The sequence below is a fragment of the Streptomyces sp. NBC_00083 genome (assembly GCF_026343295.1).
Taxonomy (GTDB): domain Bacteria; phylum Actinomycetota; class Actinomycetes; order Streptomycetales; family Streptomycetaceae; genus Streptomyces.
On sequence record NZ_JAPELY010000001.1, the window covers coordinates 1,842,055 to 1,855,644 of the forward strand.

The following is a 13,590-nucleotide window of genomic DNA, read 5'->3' on the forward strand; positions in this document are numbered from 1 at the left end:
CGAGGAATCTTCGACGACGGGGGAGGGGGCCCACAGTGCTCATCGACACCTACGGCCGTGTGGCCACTGACCTGCGTGTCTCGCTCACCGACCGGTGCAACCTGCGGTGCACGTACTGCATGCCGGAAGAAGGCCTGCAGTGGCTCGCCAAGCCCGATCTGCTGACCGATGACGAAATCGTCCGTCTGATCCGCATCGCCGTCACCGATCTCGGCATCACCGAGGTCCGCTTCACCGGCGGCGAGCCGCTGCTCCGGCCCGGCCTGGTCGGGATCGTCGAGCGCTGCGCCGCCCTGGAGCCGCGCCCCAAGATGTCGATCACCACCAACGGCATCGGCCTCAAGCGCACCGCCTCGGCCCTGAAGTCCGCCGGCCTCGACCGGGTCAACGTCTCGCTCGACACCCTGCGCCCCGAGGTGTTCAAGACGCTGACCCGCCGCGACCGGCACAAGGACGTCATCGAGGGCATGGACGCCGCCCGCGCGGCCGGCCTCACCCCGGTCAAGGTCAACGCCGTCCTGATGCCGGGTCTCAACGACGACGAAGCCCCCGACCTGCTGGCCTGGGCCGTCGAGCACGACTACGAGCTGCGCTTCATCGAGCAGATGCCCCTCGACGCCCAGCACGGCTGGAAGCGCGACGGCATGATCACCGCCGGTGACATCCTGGAGTCGCTGCGTACGCGCTTCACGCTCACCCCCGAGGGCGACGACGAGCGGGGCTCCGCGCCCGCCGAGCGCTGGGTGGTCGACGGCGGCCCGCACACCGTGGGCGTCATCGCCTCGGTGACCCGCCCGTTCTGCCGGGCCTGCGACCGCACCCGGCTCACCGCCGACGGCCAGGTGCGGACCTGCCTGTTCGCCCGCGAGGAGTCCGATCTGCGCGCGGCCCTGCGCTCGGACGCGGGCGACGACGAGATCGCCCGGCTGTGGAAGCTGGCCATGTGGGGCAAGAAGGCCGGATCGGGTCTCGACGACCCCTCGTTCCTGCAGCCGGAGCGCCCGATGTCAGCGATCGGCGGCTGAACCGGCCGCATCCCACTCGGCGAGCGTCACCACGTCCTTCAAGAAGCCCCGTACGCCCAGGAATTGGGAGAGGTGCTCGCGGTGCTCCTCGCACGCGAGCCACGTCTTGCGCCGCTCCGGCGTATGGATCTTGGGGTTGTTCCAGGCCAGGACCCAGACGGCGGCGGCACGGCAGCCCTTGGCGGAACAGATGGGGGTCTCGTCGCTGGTCTCGTCACTCACAGAGACATTGTGCGGCATGCGGCCCCGTGGAAATGGCGACGCCGAGCAGCCACGGGGGGAGCTGCCCGGCGTCGGTCCGTCGCTCCGACGGGGGATGCGGAGCGCCTACGAAGTATGTCATGGGGGACCCGGTGTGGTGCACCGGAACTTCATGATTGATCTGAGGTTTTCTTGAGCTTGGCGGACGGTGACGCGTCAGCCCTGTTCGCGTGCGTGCGGTTCGTGGTCACCGGCCGCGGGTCCCGCCATCGGTTCCGCCGGGGACGGCGCGGGACCGTCCGCCGGGGCCGCGCCGAGCGCCGGCCGGGAGGGGGCGGGGATGAAGGTGGAGGGGAGCGAAGTCGCGTTCTCCCGGCCGCCGTTGGCGAACACGACCGCCACATAGGGCAGCAGCGCGCCGAGCGCCAGCGTCACGATGGCGACCGGGCGCTCGACGTTCCACAGCACCGCCGTCAGGATCACCGCGAGCGTGCGGACCGACATCGAGATCACATAGCGGCGCTGCCGGCCCCGGACGTCCTCGTCGAGCGACCGGCGGGCTCCGGTGATCCGGAACACCTGGCCACCGCTCTGCTTCCCCATCACGTTCCATCACCCGAGTTCCACCGCGGGCTCTCCCCGGCCCGGACTGCTCTCACCGTACGCCGCGGGTCGGCCGGGTTCGAGAGCGGGGCGGCTCTTACCTGCGCGGATGCCGCAGTACATGCCACGTACGGACGAGTCCGACATGCGCCGTACGGGGTACGGGCAGAAACTGGCTGAACCTGCTCACGTCGAGCCGTACTAGGAGGCAGCCATGGGCTGGTTGTGGGCCATCATCGTGGGATTCGTGCTCGGAATCATCGCCAAGGCGATCATTCCCGGCAAGCAGCACAGTCCGCTCTGGCTGACCACCATCTTCGGCATCATCGGCGGCATCGTCGGCAACTCGATCGCCCGCGCCATCGGCATCGCCGAGACCAAGGGCATCGACTGGGGCAGGCACGGCCTCCAGATCGCGGCGGCCGTCGTCATCGTCTTCCTGGGCGACATGCTCTACATGGCGGTGCGGGGCAACAAGCAGAGAGCCTGACGGCACGCGACGAGGGGGCGGTTCCGCGACGGAACCGCCCCCTCACGCGTGCCCTGCCGGTCAGGCGCCGGTGAACTCCACGGCCGCCAGGTTCTTCTTGCCCCGGCGCAGCACCAGCCAGCGCCCGTGCAGCAGCTCGTCGGCCGTCGCCACCGCGTCCTCGGCCGTCACCTTCACGTTGTTCACGTAGGCGCCGCCCTCCTTCACGGTGCGGCGGGCCGCCGACTTGCTGGCCACGAGGCCCACTTCGGCGAACAGATCGGTCACCGGGCCGAGTGCGGACACCTTCGCGTTCGGCAGCTCCGATAGGGCGGCGGCCAGCGTCGCCTCGTCGAGCTCCGTCAGCTCACCCTGGCCGAAGAGCGCCTTGGAGGCGGCCGTCACCGCGGCCGTCTGCTCCGCGCCGTGCACCAGCGTGGTCAGCTCCTCGGCGAGCGCCCGCTGAGCGGCCCTGGCCTGCGGCCGCTCCTCGGTGAGCTTCTCCAGCTCCTCGATCTCCTCGCGGGACTTGAAGCTGAAGATCCGCAGGAACTTCGAGATGTCCCGGTCGTCCGCGTTGAGCCAGAACTGGAAGAAGGCGTACGGCGTGGTCCGCTCGGGGTCGAGCCAGACCGTGCCGGACTCCGTCTTGCCGAACTTGGTGCCGTCCGCCTTGGTGATCAGCGGCGTGGCGAGGGCGTGCACATCGGCGTCGGGCTCGACCCGGTGGATCAGGTCGGTGCCCGCCGTGAGGTTGCCCCACTGGTCGCTGCCGCCGGTCTGCAGCGTGCAGCCGTAGCGCCGGTTCAGCTCCAGGAAGTCCATGCCCTGGAGGATCTGGTAGCTGAACTCGGTGTAGCTGATGCCCGCGTCGGAGTTGAGCCGGCGCGAGACGGCCTCCTTCGCGATCATCTTGTTGACCCGGAAGTACTTGCCGATGTCGCGCAGGAAGTCGATCGCCGACAGGCCCGACGTCCAGTCCAGGTTGTTGACCATCGTCGCGGCGTGCGGGCCCTCGAAGTCGAGGAACCGCTCGATCTGGCCGCGCAGCCGCTCGACCCAGCCCGCCACGACCTCCGGCGCGTTCAGCGTGCGCTCCGAGTTGGGCTTCGGGTCGCCGATGAGGCCGGTGGCCCCGCCGACCAGCCCCAGCGGACGGTTGCCCGCGAGCTGGATCCGGCGCATGGTGAGGATCTGCACCAGGTTGCCGAGGTGCAGGCTGGGCGCGGTCGGGTCGAAGCCGCAATAGAACGTGACGGGACCGTCCGCGAACGCCTTGCGCAATGCGTCCTCGTCAGTGGAGAGGGCGATCAGCCCACGCCACTGCAGTTCGTCGACGATGTCCGTCACGGGTCTCTTGTCTCCTTCAGACGTGCTTGACGTGCTTACTGCCAGCACCGAGGTTATACGCCCCGGCTGACCGAGCTCATGTTGAAGTCGGGAACGCGCAGCGCGGGCATCGCGGTCCGGGTGAAGTAGTCGCTCCACTCCCTGGGCAGGGTCTTTCCGGTGCGCCCCGCCTCGGTGGCCCGTGACAGGAGGTCCACCGGCGACTCGTTGAACCGGAAGTTGTTGACCTCGCCGACCACCTCGCCGTCCTCGACGAGGTACACGCCGTCCCGGGTCAGACCGGTCAGGAGCAGCGTCGCCGGGTCCACCTCGCGGATGTACCACAGGCACGTGAGGAGCAGGCCGCGCTCGGTGGCGGCGACCATCTCGTCCAGGGAGCGCTCGCCCCCGCCGTCCAGGACGAGGTTCCCCGCGGAGGGTGCGAGGGGCAGACCGGTGAGGGCGGCGCTGTGCCGGGTGGTGACGAGGTTCTCCAGCCGGCCGTCGCGGATCCAGTCGGTCGCGGCGACGGGGAGACCGTTGTCGAACACCGACTCCGTGTCGCCCGAGGTGTGCGCCACCACGAACGGCGCGTATTCCAGACCCGGCTCGTTCGGGTCGCTGCGCAGCGACAGCGGCAGCCGGGCGAGGGTCTCGCCGACCCGCGTGCCGCCGCCCTGCTTCGAGAAGACGGTCCGGCCCTCGGCGGCGTCGCGGGCCGCGGCCGACCAGATCTGGTAGATCAGCAGATCGGCCACCGCGGTAGGCGGCAGCAGCGTCTCGTACCGCCCGGCCGGCAGCTCGACGCGGCGCTCGGCCCAGCCCAGCCGGCGGGTCAGCTCGTCGTCGAGGGCGCCCGGGTCGACGTCCTTGAAGTCCGCGGTCGCCCGCCCCGCCCAGGCCGAGCGGGTCCGGTCCGGGGACTTGGCGTTCAGCTCCAGGGTGCCGTTGGGCTGGTCGTGACGGAGCCGCAGGCCCGTGGAGGTACCGAGGTAGGTGCTGGTCAGCTCGTGGCTGGCGAAGCCGTACAGCTCGCGGCCGCCCGCCTTGGCGCGCGCGAAGGCCTCGCCGAGCGCGGGCGCGAAGTCGGCGAACACGGCGGAGGTGGTCTCGGCCGGTGCCTCGGTGAAGCCCGGCGCCACCGGAACGCCGGTGACCAGCGGCTGGGCGTCCTCGGACGGCCCGGCGGAGCGCGCCGCCGCCTCCGCGGCCCGTACCAGCGGCTCCAGGTCGGCGGCGGTGACGGCCGAGCGCGACACGACGCCGGAGGAGGTGCCCTCGGCGCCGTCGACCGTCGCGATCACGGTCAGCGTCCGCCCGCGGGTGACCCCGTTGGTGGTCAGCGCGTTCCCGGCCCAGCGCAGATTGGCCGAGGAGTGCTCGTCGGCGATGACGACACAGCCGTCGGCGGTGGAGAGCTCCAGGGCCCGCTCGACGATCTCGTACGGCTTGACGGTCCTACGGGAGCTCATCGCCCTGCCTCCTGCGCGGTGTTGAGACTGTGCTGTCCCGGGGGACGACCCCCGGACCCCCAGCCGGGGGAGCTGTGGTGCGGCCGGTATGTCATCGCCCTGCCTCCTGCGCGGTGTTGAGGATGTTGACGTCGCGGAACAGGGCCGAGGGGCAACCGTGGGAGACCGCGGCGATCTGGCCCGGCTGGGCCTTGCCGCAGTTGAAGGCGCCGCCCAGGACGTAGGTCTGGGGGCCGCCCACCTTCTCCATGGAGCCCCAGAAGTCGGTGGTGGTGGCCTGGTAGGCGACGTCGCGGAGCTGGCCGGCCAGTCGGCCGTTCTCGATGCGGAAGAAGCGCTGGCCGGTGAACTGGAAGTTGTAGCGCTGCATGTCGATCGACCACGACCGGTCGCCGACCACGTAGATGCCGCGCTCGACCCCGCCGATCAGATCCTCCGTGGAGAGCCCGCCCGGGTCCGGCTTGAGCGACACGTTCGCCATCCGCTGTACGGGAACGTGCTCGGGGGAGTCGGCGAAGGCGCATCCGTTGGAGCGGCCGAGTCCCGTCAACTTCGCGATGCGGCGGTCGAGTTGGTAGCCGACGAGGGTGCCGTCCCTCACCAGGTCCCACGACTGCGCCGCGACGCCCTCGTCGTCGTAGCCGATGGTGGCGAGCCCGTGCTCCGCGGTGCGGTCGCCGGTCACGTTCATCACCTGCGAGCCGTACGCCAGCTTGCCCAGCTGGTCGAAGGTGGCGAACGAGGTGCCCGCGTACGCCGCCTCGTAGCCGAGCGCCCGGTCCAGCTCGGTGGCGTGGCCGATCGACTCGTGGATGGTCAGCCACAGGTTGGACGGGTCCACCACGAGGTCGTAGCGGCCGCTCTCGACGGCCGGCGCCCGCATCTTCTCGGCCAGCAGCGAGGGAATCTCCGCGAGCTCCGACTCCCAGTCCCAGCCGGTGCCCGTCAGGTACTCCCAGCCGCGCCCGGCCGGCGGCGCCAGGGTGCGCATCGAGTCGAACTCGCCGCTCGCGCGGTCCACCGCGATCGCGGTGAGCTGCGGGTGCACCCGCACCCGCTGCTGGGTGGTGACGGTGCCCGCCGTGTCCGCGTAGAACTTGTTCTCGTGCACCGTGAGCAGCGAGGCGTCGACGTGCTCCACGCCCTCGGCGCGCAGCAGCCGCGCGCTCCAGTCGGCGAGCAGCGCGCTCTGGTCCTCGTCGGCCACCGTGAACGGGTCGATGTCGTAGGCGGAGATCCAGGTCTTCTCCGCGTGCACCGGCTCGTCGGCGAGCTCGACCCTCTCACTCGACCCGGCGGCCGCGATGATCTGCGCGGACAGCTGGGCCATCGCGACCGCGGCGGAGGCCACCTTGGCGGCCGCGTCCATCGTCAGGTCGACCCCGGAGGCGAACCCCCAGGCACCGCCGTGCACGACGCGGACCGCGTAGCCGAGGTCGGTGGTGTCGGAGGAACCGGAGGGCCGGGCGTCCCGCAGCCGCCGGGACGCGCTGCGCACCCGCTCTACCCGGAAGTCGGCGTGGTCGGCGCCGAGGGCACGGGCGCGCGCGAGTGCCGCGTCGGCGAGGGCCCGCAGCGGTAGCGCCGTGAAGGCTTCGTCGATGGAATGGGTCCCAGATGGCACAGCTGTCTCCTGTCGTATGAGACCGGTCGCCCCGATCATGTCGCGCCCGCGGCTCCGTGACTACGCCCTTTCTGTAGAGACCCGACAGCGCTCGTTCCATGCCACTGTCAGGGCTCGATTCCTCGGAAGGAGGGCGGTACCGATAGTTTGCGGGAGTATGAATCCGCCTATCGAAAGGGTGATCCGTTGAGCCGCTCGGTTCTCGTCACCGGAGGTAACCGGGGCATCGGCCTCGCCATCGCCCGCGCTTTTGCCGAGAGCGGCGACAAGGTCGCGATCACGTACCGCTCCGGAGAGCCGCCGGCCGCGCTCGCCGAACTGGGCTGTCTGGCCGTCAGGTGTGACATCACCGACGCCGAGCAAGTGGAGCAGGCCTACAAGGAGATCGAGGAGAAGCACGGCCCGGTCGAGGTCCTCGTCGCCAACGCGGGGATCACCAAGGACCAGCTCCTGATGCGGATGTCCGAGGACGACTTCACGTCCGTGCTCGACACCAACCTCACCGGCACCTTCCGTGTGGTCAAGCGCGCCAACCGCGCCATGCTGCGCGCGAAGAAGGGCCGCGTGGTGCTGATCTCCTCGGTCGTCGGCCTTCTCGGCTCGGCGGGCCAGGCCAACTACGCCGCCTCCAAGGCCGGTCTGGTGGGCTTCGCCCGGTCGCTGGCGCGCGAACTCGGCTCCCGGAACATCACTTTCAACGTCGTCGCACCCGGTTTCGTCGACACCGACATGACCAAGGTGCTCACCGAGGAGCAGCGCGCGGGCATCGTGTCCCAGGTGCCGCTGGGCCGCTACGCGCAGCCCGAGGAGATCGCCGCCGCGGTGAAGTTCCTCGCCTCCGACGACGCCTCGTACATCACTGGAGCCGTCATCCCCGTTGACGGCGGATTGGGCATGGGTCACTGATCACCATGAGCGGAATTCTCGACGGCAAGCGCATCCTCATCACGGGTGTGCTGATGGAGTCCTCCATCGCCTTCCACGCGGCCAAGGTCGCGCAGGAGCAGGGCGCGGAGATCATCCTCACCGCTTTCCCGCGGCCCACCCTGACCGAGCGCATCGCCAGGAAGCTCCCCAAGCCGGCCAAGGTCATCGAGCTCGACGTGACCAACCAGGAGCACCTCGACCGCCTCGCCGGCCTGGTCAAGGACGAGCTCGGCGGCCTCGACGGCATCGTCCACTCGATCGGCTTCGCGCCGCAGGGCGCCTTCAACTTCCTCGAGGCGAGCTTCGAGGACGTCGCGACCGCGATGCACGTCTCGGCGTACTCCCTGAAGTCGCTCACCATGGCCTGCCGTCCGCTGATGCCGAACGGCGGCTCCGTCGTCGGCCTCACCTTCGACGCCCAGTTCGCCTGGCCGAAGTACGACTGGATGGGTCCGGCCAAGGCCGCACTCGAGGCGACCTCCCGCTACCTCGCCCGCGACCTGGGCAAGGAGAACTTCCGCTGCAACCTCATCTCGGCCGGGCCGATCGGCTCGATGGCCGCCAAGTCCATCCCGGGCTTCGCGGACCTCGCCGAGGTGTGGAACACCCGCTCCCCGCTGGACTGGGACATGGCCGACCCGGAGCCCGCGGGCCGCGGCATCGTGGCGCTGCTCTCGGACTTCTTCCCGAAGACCACGGGCGAGATCATCCACGTCGACGGTGGCGTGCACATGATGGGCGCGTAACACCCGAACGCCCCACGGCGGCCGCCCACCGACCCGTTCGGTGGGCGGCCGCCGTGCGTGGCGGGCGCGGTGACCGCAGACTGATCGAAACGGACGGGCCGGTCGGTCGAGCGGGGAGGAGGTGGCGCGGTGTCGCGCCCCCTGCGTGTCACGGAGCGCCGGGCCCTGGCCCTGCTCCTGCTGCTGCTCGTCACGGCGGCCGGTCTCGCCGCCCCCTCGGTGGTGCGCGCCGCGACCGCACCCGAGGCGGCGCCGGTCCCGGCGCCCGAGCCGTTCGGCGCCGCGTGCCGGACCTCGGTGCAGGGCTCGCACGCCGTCGCGTACTGCCACAACCCCTACCCGGACGTCGACCGGGTGCGGCTGCACACCGACTGCGCGATGTGGTGGGACCTGGACGCGGACGCGGCGCCGGTGGACGTGTTCCCGGGCCAGACGGTACGGCTCATCGACCGGTGCTGGAAGGGCGTCGGCGCGGTGTGGGTGACCCACCAGAAGGTGTCCTGACCCGACGCCGGGCCGGGGCCGCCGCCCCGGGTGCGCTCACCGGCCGGCGAGACGCTCCGGCAGACAGATGAACGCGTGGGCCGCGGCCTCCGACGCGGCCGTCTCCGCGTCGCCCGCCCGGATCGCGTCGACCATGCGACTGTGGTCCATGTGGTGCTCCGGGCTCATGTCGAGGGCCACGTCGTCCCGCAGCCAGTCGCGCAGCAGATGGCCGAGGTCCGCGTACAGCTCGGTCAGCACGTCGTTGTGCGAGGCGGCGACGACCGCCAGGTGCAGGGTGGCGTCGGCGGCGACGAAGGCCTCCCGGTCGCCGGAGGCCCAGGCCTCCTCGCGCCGCTCCAGCAGCGTGTCCAGCTGCTTCAGCTCGCGCTCGGTACGCCGCTCGGCGGCCAGCTTCGCCGCCGACGACTCCAGCGTGGAGCGCAGCTCGGCCACATGGCGCGGATCCGCGTCGGCGAACCTGCGGTGCATCACCCCGGCCAGCTCACTCGTCGCCACCACGTAGGTGCCGGAGCCCTGCCGGATGTCGAGCAGGCCGTTGTGGGCCAGGGCGCGGACGGCCTCGCGGACGGTGTTGCGCGCCACCCCGAGCTGCTCGACCAGCTCCGGCTCGGTCGGGATGCGCGACCCCACCGCCCACTCGCCCGTGGTGATCTGGTTGCGCAGCTGCGCGATCACCTGGTCGACGAGGGCGGACCGCCGGGGAGAGCTCAGCGTCATGGTGCTCCTGTCCGAGAAGGGCTGTGGTGTCCGGGAAGGCTTGTGGGTCCGGGAAGGGCCGTGGGTCCGAGGAGGGCCGTGGGTCCGCGAGGGTGTGCGGTGAGCGATTGGACAACCAATCATCCCATGATTCTATGATGGTCCCATGGCCGACGAAGAAACCAGCACGCTGAGTCCCGCGCCCCCCGCCCCCACCGCACGCCCGGACGCCCCCGCCACCGCGGGCCGGGTGCCGTCGTGGACGCGCTGGGCCGTGCCGCTCGCGCTGGTGCTCGCCGCCGTCAACCTGCGACCCGCCATCACCAGCCTCGGCTCCCTGATGAAGGAGGTCACCGGCGGCCTCGGCATGAGCGACGGCATCGCGGGCGTCCTCACCTCGGTCCCCGCGTTCTGCTTCGCCGTGTTCGGCATCATGGCGCCGCGCCTGGCCCGCCGCTTCGGCCCCGGCGCCGTCGTCCTCGCCGGCATGGCCGCCATCACCGCCGGTCTGCTGCTGCGCCCCTTCGCGGGCGGCACCGTCGGCTTCCTCGCGGCCAGCGCGCTCGCCCTGATGGGCATAGCCGTCAGCAACGTCCTGATGCCCGTGATCGTCAAGCGGTACTACCCCGACCGCGTCGGCTCCATGACCGGCCTCTACTCGATGGCCCTCGCCGCGGGCACCTCGCTCGCCGCGGTCACCACCGTGCCGCTCACCGACGCGCTCGGCGGCAGCTGGCGCCAGGGACTCGGCATCTGGGCGCTCCTCGCCGTCGTCGCCGTCGCGGCCTGGATCCCGCTGGCCCGCGACCGCTCGGGAAGCGTGGAACCGGCCCCCGTCGCCCACGAAGAGGCGGCGCCCGCGCTGCGCATCACCCGCAGCGGCACCGCCTGGGCGCTCGCCTGCTTCTTCGGCCTCCAGGCCACCGGCGCCTACATCACGATGGGCTGGATGCCGACGATCTTCCGCGACGCGGGCGTCTCGGCCGGCACCGCGGGGCTGCTGCTCTCCATCACCATGGTGATGGGCGTGCCCCTCGGCTTCGTCATCCCCTGGCTCGTCAACCGGCTGCGCAGCCAGGGCCCCATCGTCGTCGCGCTCGGCGCCTGCGGCCTGGCCGGCTACGCCGGGCTCTACCTCGCACCGGCCGCCGGAGCCTGGGCCTGGGCGCTGCTCCTCGGCATCTCCAACTGCGCCTTCCCGCTCGCCCTCACCATGATCAGCAAGCGGTCGCGGAGCCACGCCGGCGTGGTGCGGCTCTCCGCCTTCGCCCAGTGCGTCGGCTACCTGCTCTCCATCCCGGGCCCGCTCCTGGTCGGCGTCCTGCACGACAGCACCGGCGGCTGGGCCCTGCCCATCGCGCTGATGGCGTGCCTCATGGTGCCGCAGATCGTCGTCGGCATCCTGGCCGGACGCGACCGTACGATCGAGGACGAGGCCGGGGCCCGGCGATGAGCCGGACGGGCGACGAGGCCGGGGCCCGGCGATAGCGGGCCAAACCGGGATGCGACACTGTCGGCATGCCAGTGCTCGAACCCAATCCGCAGAACAGCCACAAGAAGCTCCTGCTCGTGCTCGGCGCGATGCTCGCCGTCACGGTCGTCGTCGCCATCATCGCGACGATCGCCTCCCCCTGACCACCGGCCCGACCGTGGTGGTGCTAGCCCCACCATCCCCTAGGGGGTCAGGGTCAGGGTGAAGTGGGTGGGTCACCGGATGGGGCGGCGCCCCCTGGATCCGTAGATTTCGAGATGCGGCGAACGACCCGTTCGTACGCGGCACTCGAACCCGGAATCCACGGAGGCGGTCATGTCGGCCCACACCCACCCCAGGTCCCCCCAACCGGCCGCCGGTGGCGTCGACTTCAAGCTGCCGTGGTGGGGCGTGGTGCTGCCCGCGATCGCGTTCTTCGTGCTCCTCGCGCTCGTCGTCGGATCGGGCGACGCCCACGCGGCCGCCGGCGACGGGACCCTCAACCACCTCGTCGACCGCATCCAGCACACCCTCGGGCACTAGGTCCCGTGGGCCCCCTCCGGAGCAGGGCACCGGGACCCCGCCGGGCCCTCCAACACCCTGAGCCCGATGGCGTGATTCATGCGAAGCTGGAGAGCATGAGCGCCGACACACCGCACAGGATCGTCCTTCTCCGGCACGCCAAGGCCGACTGGCCCGAGGTGTCCGACCACGACCGGCCGCTCGCCGAGCGGGGCCGGGCGGACGCCCCGATCGCCGGCCGTCGCCTCGCCGAAACCGGCATCACCTTCGACCTCGCCCTCTGCTCCAGCGCGGTCAGGACCCGCGAGACCTGGAAGCTCGCCGTCCAGGAACTCCCGCACCGCCCCAGGACGGTGTACGAGGACCGGATGTACGAGGCCTCGCTCGGCGAGCTGATCGCGCTGGTCAACGAGACCCCCGACGACGTCGCCGACCTGGTGCTCATCGGACACAACCCCGGCATGCACGCGCTCGCCGACGCGCTCGCCGGCCGGGCCGAGGGCGATGTGCTGTCGCGGATGAACCGCAGCGGCTTCCCGACCTCCGCCATCGCCGTGCTGACCTTCGAGGGCTCCTGGAAGTCCGTCGAACACGGCGCGGCCGAGCTCGTCGAGTTCTGGGCGCCGCACGCCTGAGCACACGGGCTCCGCACCGTCACCCGCTCCACGACGAAGGCCCCGGCGCGCACCGCCGGGGCCTTTCGCGTGCGGAGGGAACGGCGAAGTGCCGTACGGAACGGGTCAGTCCAGGACGCCGTCGGCGGCCTCGACCTCTTCCCGCGTGATGCCGAGCAGATAGAGCACGGTGTCGAGGAAGGGCACGTTCACCGCGGTGTGCGCGGCCTCCCGGACCACCGGCTTGGCGTTGAAGGCGACGCCCAGGCCCGCCGCGTTCAGCATGTCGAGGTCGTTGGCACCGTCGCCGATCGCCACGGTCTGCGCCAGCGGCACCCCGGCCTGCGCGGCGAACTCCCGCAGCAGCCGCGCCTTTCCGGCCCGGTCCACGATCTCGCCGGTGACCCGGCCGGTGAACCTGCCGTCCTCGATCTCCAGGGTGTTGGCGGACGCGAAGTCGAGCCCCAGCTCGTCCTTGAGGCCGTCGGTGACCTGGGTGAACCCGCCGGACACCACGCCGACCTGGTAGCCGAGCGCCTTGAGCGTACGGACCAGGGTGCGGGCGCCCGGAGTCAGCCGGACCTCCGCCCGCACCTTGTCCACCACCGAGACGTCGAGGCCGCGCAGCAGCGCCACCCGGGCGTGCAGCGACTGCTCGAAGTCCAACTCGCCGCGCATCGCGGCGGCCGTCACCTCGGCGACCTCGTCCTCGCAGCCGGCGTGCGCCGCGAAGAGCTCGATCACCTCGTCCTGGATCAGCGTGGAGTCCACGTCCATCACGACGAGCCGCTGGGCCCGCCGGTGCAGCCCCGCCGACACGACGGCCACGTCCACCCCGAGGGCCTTGGCCTCCATCGCGAGCGCGGTGCGCAGCGCCCCGGTCGCCACGCCCGACACGGCGAACTCCACTGCGGTGACCGGGTACTTGGCGAGCCGGAAGATGCGGTCGATGTTGCCGCCGGTGCCGGCGATACGAGCCGCTATGGCCGCCGTGGACTCGGCGGTCAGCGGATGACCGAGCACCGTGACGTGCGAACGGCCGCTGCCGCGCGGCCGGTTGTCGCCGATGCCGGAGATGATCTCCGCTTCGAGGTTGAGCGAATCGGCCCAGCTGTGCACGGTCGCGCGCAGCTCGCCCGGGGTGGCCACGGTCGGCTCGGTGACGAGCGCGCACAGCACGAGACGGCCGCGGGAGACGACCTGTTCGATGTCGACGACGTCGACGGCGTAGGCGGCGAGGGTGTCGAAGAGCCCGGCGGTGATACCCGGGCGGTCCTTGCCGAAGATCTTGACGAGGAGGGTCGGTACGTCAGGGCTCTGACCGGCGGCGGAGTTCTGGCCGGCGGGGGGCAGGGGCGATGGCGTCATGGTGACTCCACCGTAT

16 protein-coding genes are annotated in these 13,590 nt (G+C 71.2%); 9 read left to right on the forward strand and 7 right to left on the reverse strand.

Translation table 11 applies throughout. The features are described from left to right. Positions 1–35 precede the first annotated feature (35 nt). A complete protein-coding gene (gene moaA / locus OOJ98_RS08030) occupies positions 36–1,025 on the forward strand; it encodes a GTP 3',8-cyclase MoaA (RefSeq protein WP_267053929.1) in 990 nt (329 codons plus the stop codon). Here the strand turns inward: moaA and OOJ98_RS08035 are convergent. Both OOJ98_RS08035 and OOJ98_RS08040 read right to left on the reverse strand, forming a co-directional pair. After that, positions 1,008–1,247 carry a hypothetical protein gene (locus OOJ98_RS08035; protein ID WP_267053930.1) on the reverse strand — a complete coding sequence of 80 codons (240 nt, stop codon included), beginning with the start codon at positions 1,245–1,247 and terminating at the stop codon, positions 1,008–1,010. The two genes, moaA and OOJ98_RS08035, sit on opposite strands and share 18 nt — an antisense overlap. Before the next feature lie 195 nt (positions 1,248–1,442). Further along, complete coding sequence (locus tag OOJ98_RS08040; protein WP_267053931.1) at positions 1,443–1,829, reverse strand: DUF3099 domain-containing protein; 387 nt, start codon at positions 1,827–1,829, stop codon at positions 1,443–1,445. 214 nt (positions 1,830–2,043) lie between these two features. Between OOJ98_RS08040 and OOJ98_RS08045 the strand changes: the two genes are divergently transcribed. Beyond that, positions 2,044–2,319 (forward strand): GlsB/YeaQ/YmgE family stress response membrane protein, encoded by a 276-nt coding sequence (locus OOJ98_RS08045; protein WP_267053932.1) that lies wholly within the window; start codon positions 2,044–2,046, stop codon positions 2,317–2,319. A 60-nt stretch (positions 2,320–2,379) separates the two neighbouring features. Here the strand turns inward: OOJ98_RS08045 and tyrS are convergent, their stop codons facing one another. The 3 genes from tyrS to OOJ98_RS08060 all read right to left on the reverse strand — a co-directional run bounded on the left by tyrS (position 2,380) and on the right by OOJ98_RS08060 (position 6,723). Next, positions 2,380–3,648, reverse strand: a complete 1,269-nt coding sequence (tyrS, locus tag OOJ98_RS08050) for a tyrosine--tRNA ligase (protein WP_267053933.1) — start codon at positions 3,646–3,648, stop codon at positions 2,380–2,382. Positions 3,649–3,701: 53 nt separating this feature from the next. After that, entirely contained in the window at positions 3,702–5,099 is a 1,398-nt protein-coding gene (locus OOJ98_RS08055) for a metallopeptidase TldD-related protein (RefSeq protein ID WP_267053934.1), read from the reverse strand. Positions 5,100–5,190: 91 nt separating this feature from the next. Next, the gene (locus tag OOJ98_RS08060; protein ID WP_267053935.1) at positions 5,191–6,723 is read right to left on the reverse strand and encodes a TldD/PmbA family protein; all 1,533 of its coding nucleotides are present in this window, start codon (positions 6,721–6,723) and stop codon (positions 5,191–5,193) included. Positions 6,724–6,909: 186 nt separating this feature from the next. Between OOJ98_RS08060 and fabG the strand changes: the two genes are divergently transcribed. From fabG to OOJ98_RS08075, 3 genes are all read left to right on the forward strand, one after another. Further along, a complete protein-coding gene (gene fabG / locus OOJ98_RS08065) occupies positions 6,910–7,629 on the forward strand; it encodes a 3-oxoacyl-[acyl-carrier-protein] reductase (protein ID WP_267053936.1) in 720 nt (239 codons plus the stop codon). Between the two features lie 5 nt (positions 7,630–7,634). Continuing rightward, a complete protein-coding gene (fabI, locus tag OOJ98_RS08070) occupies positions 7,635–8,396 on the forward strand; it encodes an enoyl-ACP reductase FabI (RefSeq protein WP_267053937.1) in 762 nt (253 codons plus the stop codon). 129 nt (positions 8,397–8,525) lie between these two features. Further along, positions 8,526–8,900 carry a hypothetical protein gene (locus OOJ98_RS08075; protein WP_267053938.1) on the forward strand — a complete coding sequence of 125 codons (375 nt, stop codon included), beginning with the start codon at positions 8,526–8,528 and terminating at the stop codon, positions 8,898–8,900. A gap of 36 nt (positions 8,901–8,936) precedes the next feature. Here the strand turns inward: OOJ98_RS08075 and OOJ98_RS08080 are convergent, their stop codons facing one another. Continuing rightward, positions 8,937–9,620: a FadR/GntR family transcriptional regulator gene (locus tag OOJ98_RS08080; protein ID WP_267053939.1), complete on the reverse strand. Its 684-nt coding sequence runs from the start codon at positions 9,618–9,620 to the stop codon at positions 8,937–8,939. A gap of 145 nt (positions 9,621–9,765) precedes the next feature. Between OOJ98_RS08080 and OOJ98_RS08085 the strand changes: the two genes are divergently transcribed. The 4 genes from OOJ98_RS08085 to OOJ98_RS08100 all read left to right on the forward strand — a co-directional run bounded on the left by OOJ98_RS08085 (position 9,766) and on the right by OOJ98_RS08100 (position 12,227). Further along, entirely contained in the window at positions 9,766–11,052 is a 1,287-nt protein-coding gene (locus OOJ98_RS08085; RefSeq protein ID WP_267053940.1) for an MFS transporter, read from the forward strand. Between the two features lie 65 nt (positions 11,053–11,117). Next, on the forward strand, positions 11,118–11,234 hold the full coding sequence (locus OOJ98_RS08090) for an SGM_5486 family transporter-associated protein (RefSeq protein WP_262985314.1): 117 nt from the start codon (positions 11,118–11,120) through the stop codon (positions 11,232–11,234). A gap of 172 nt (positions 11,235–11,406) precedes the next feature. After that, complete coding sequence (locus OOJ98_RS08095) at positions 11,407–11,613, forward strand: hypothetical protein (protein WP_267053941.1); 207 nt, start codon at positions 11,407–11,409, stop codon at positions 11,611–11,613. A gap of 95 nt (positions 11,614–11,708) precedes the next feature. Continuing rightward, positions 11,709–12,227 carry a histidine phosphatase family protein gene (locus OOJ98_RS08100; protein ID WP_267053942.1) on the forward strand — a complete coding sequence of 173 codons (519 nt, stop codon included), beginning with the start codon at positions 11,709–11,711 and terminating at the stop codon, positions 12,225–12,227. A gap of 105 nt (positions 12,228–12,332) precedes the next feature. Here the strand turns inward: OOJ98_RS08100 and serB are convergent, their stop codons facing one another. Continuing rightward, on the reverse strand, positions 12,333–13,574 hold the full coding sequence (serB, locus tag OOJ98_RS08105; RefSeq protein ID WP_267053943.1) for a phosphoserine phosphatase SerB: 1,242 nt from the start codon (positions 13,572–13,574) through the stop codon (positions 12,333–12,335). Positions 13,575–13,590: the final 16 nt, after the last annotated feature.

Excerpts from the sequence above, each read along its gene's own strand:
- OOJ98_RS08095 (WP_267053941.1), top strand. The coding sequence starts at position 11,407 with ATGTCGGCCCACACCCACCCCAGGTCCCCCCAACCGGCCGCCGGTGGC.
- OOJ98_RS08085 (WP_267053940.1), top strand. The coding sequence starts at position 9,766 with ATGGCCGACGAAGAAACCAGCACGCTGAGTCCCGCGCCCCCCGCCCCC.
- OOJ98_RS08100 (WP_267053942.1), top strand. The coding sequence starts at position 11,709 with ATGAGCGCCGACACACCGCACAGGATCGTCCTTCTCCGGCACGCCAAG.
- fabI (WP_267053937.1), top strand. The coding sequence starts at position 7,635 with ATGAGCGGAATTCTCGACGGCAAGCGCATCCTCATCACGGGTGTGCTG.
- OOJ98_RS08080 (WP_267053939.1), bottom strand. The coding sequence starts at position 9,620 with ATGACGCTGAGCTCTCCCCGGCGGTCCGCCCTCGTCGACCAGGTGATC.
- OOJ98_RS08055 (WP_267053934.1), bottom strand. The coding sequence starts at position 5,099 with ATGAGCTCCCGTAGGACCGTCAAGCCGTACGAGATCGTCGAGCGGGCC.
- OOJ98_RS08090 (WP_262985314.1), top strand. The coding sequence starts at position 11,118 with ATGCCAGTGCTCGAACCCAATCCGCAGAACAGCCACAAGAAGCTCCTG.
- OOJ98_RS08045 (WP_267053932.1), top strand. The coding sequence starts at position 2,044 with ATGGGCTGGTTGTGGGCCATCATCGTGGGATTCGTGCTCGGAATCATC.
- serB (WP_267053943.1), bottom strand. The coding sequence starts at position 13,574 with ATGACGCCATCGCCCCTGCCCCCCGCCGGCCAGAACTCCGCCGCCGGT.
- OOJ98_RS08040 (WP_267053931.1), bottom strand. The coding sequence starts at position 1,829 with ATGGGGAAGCAGAGCGGTGGCCAGGTGTTCCGGATCACCGGAGCCCGC.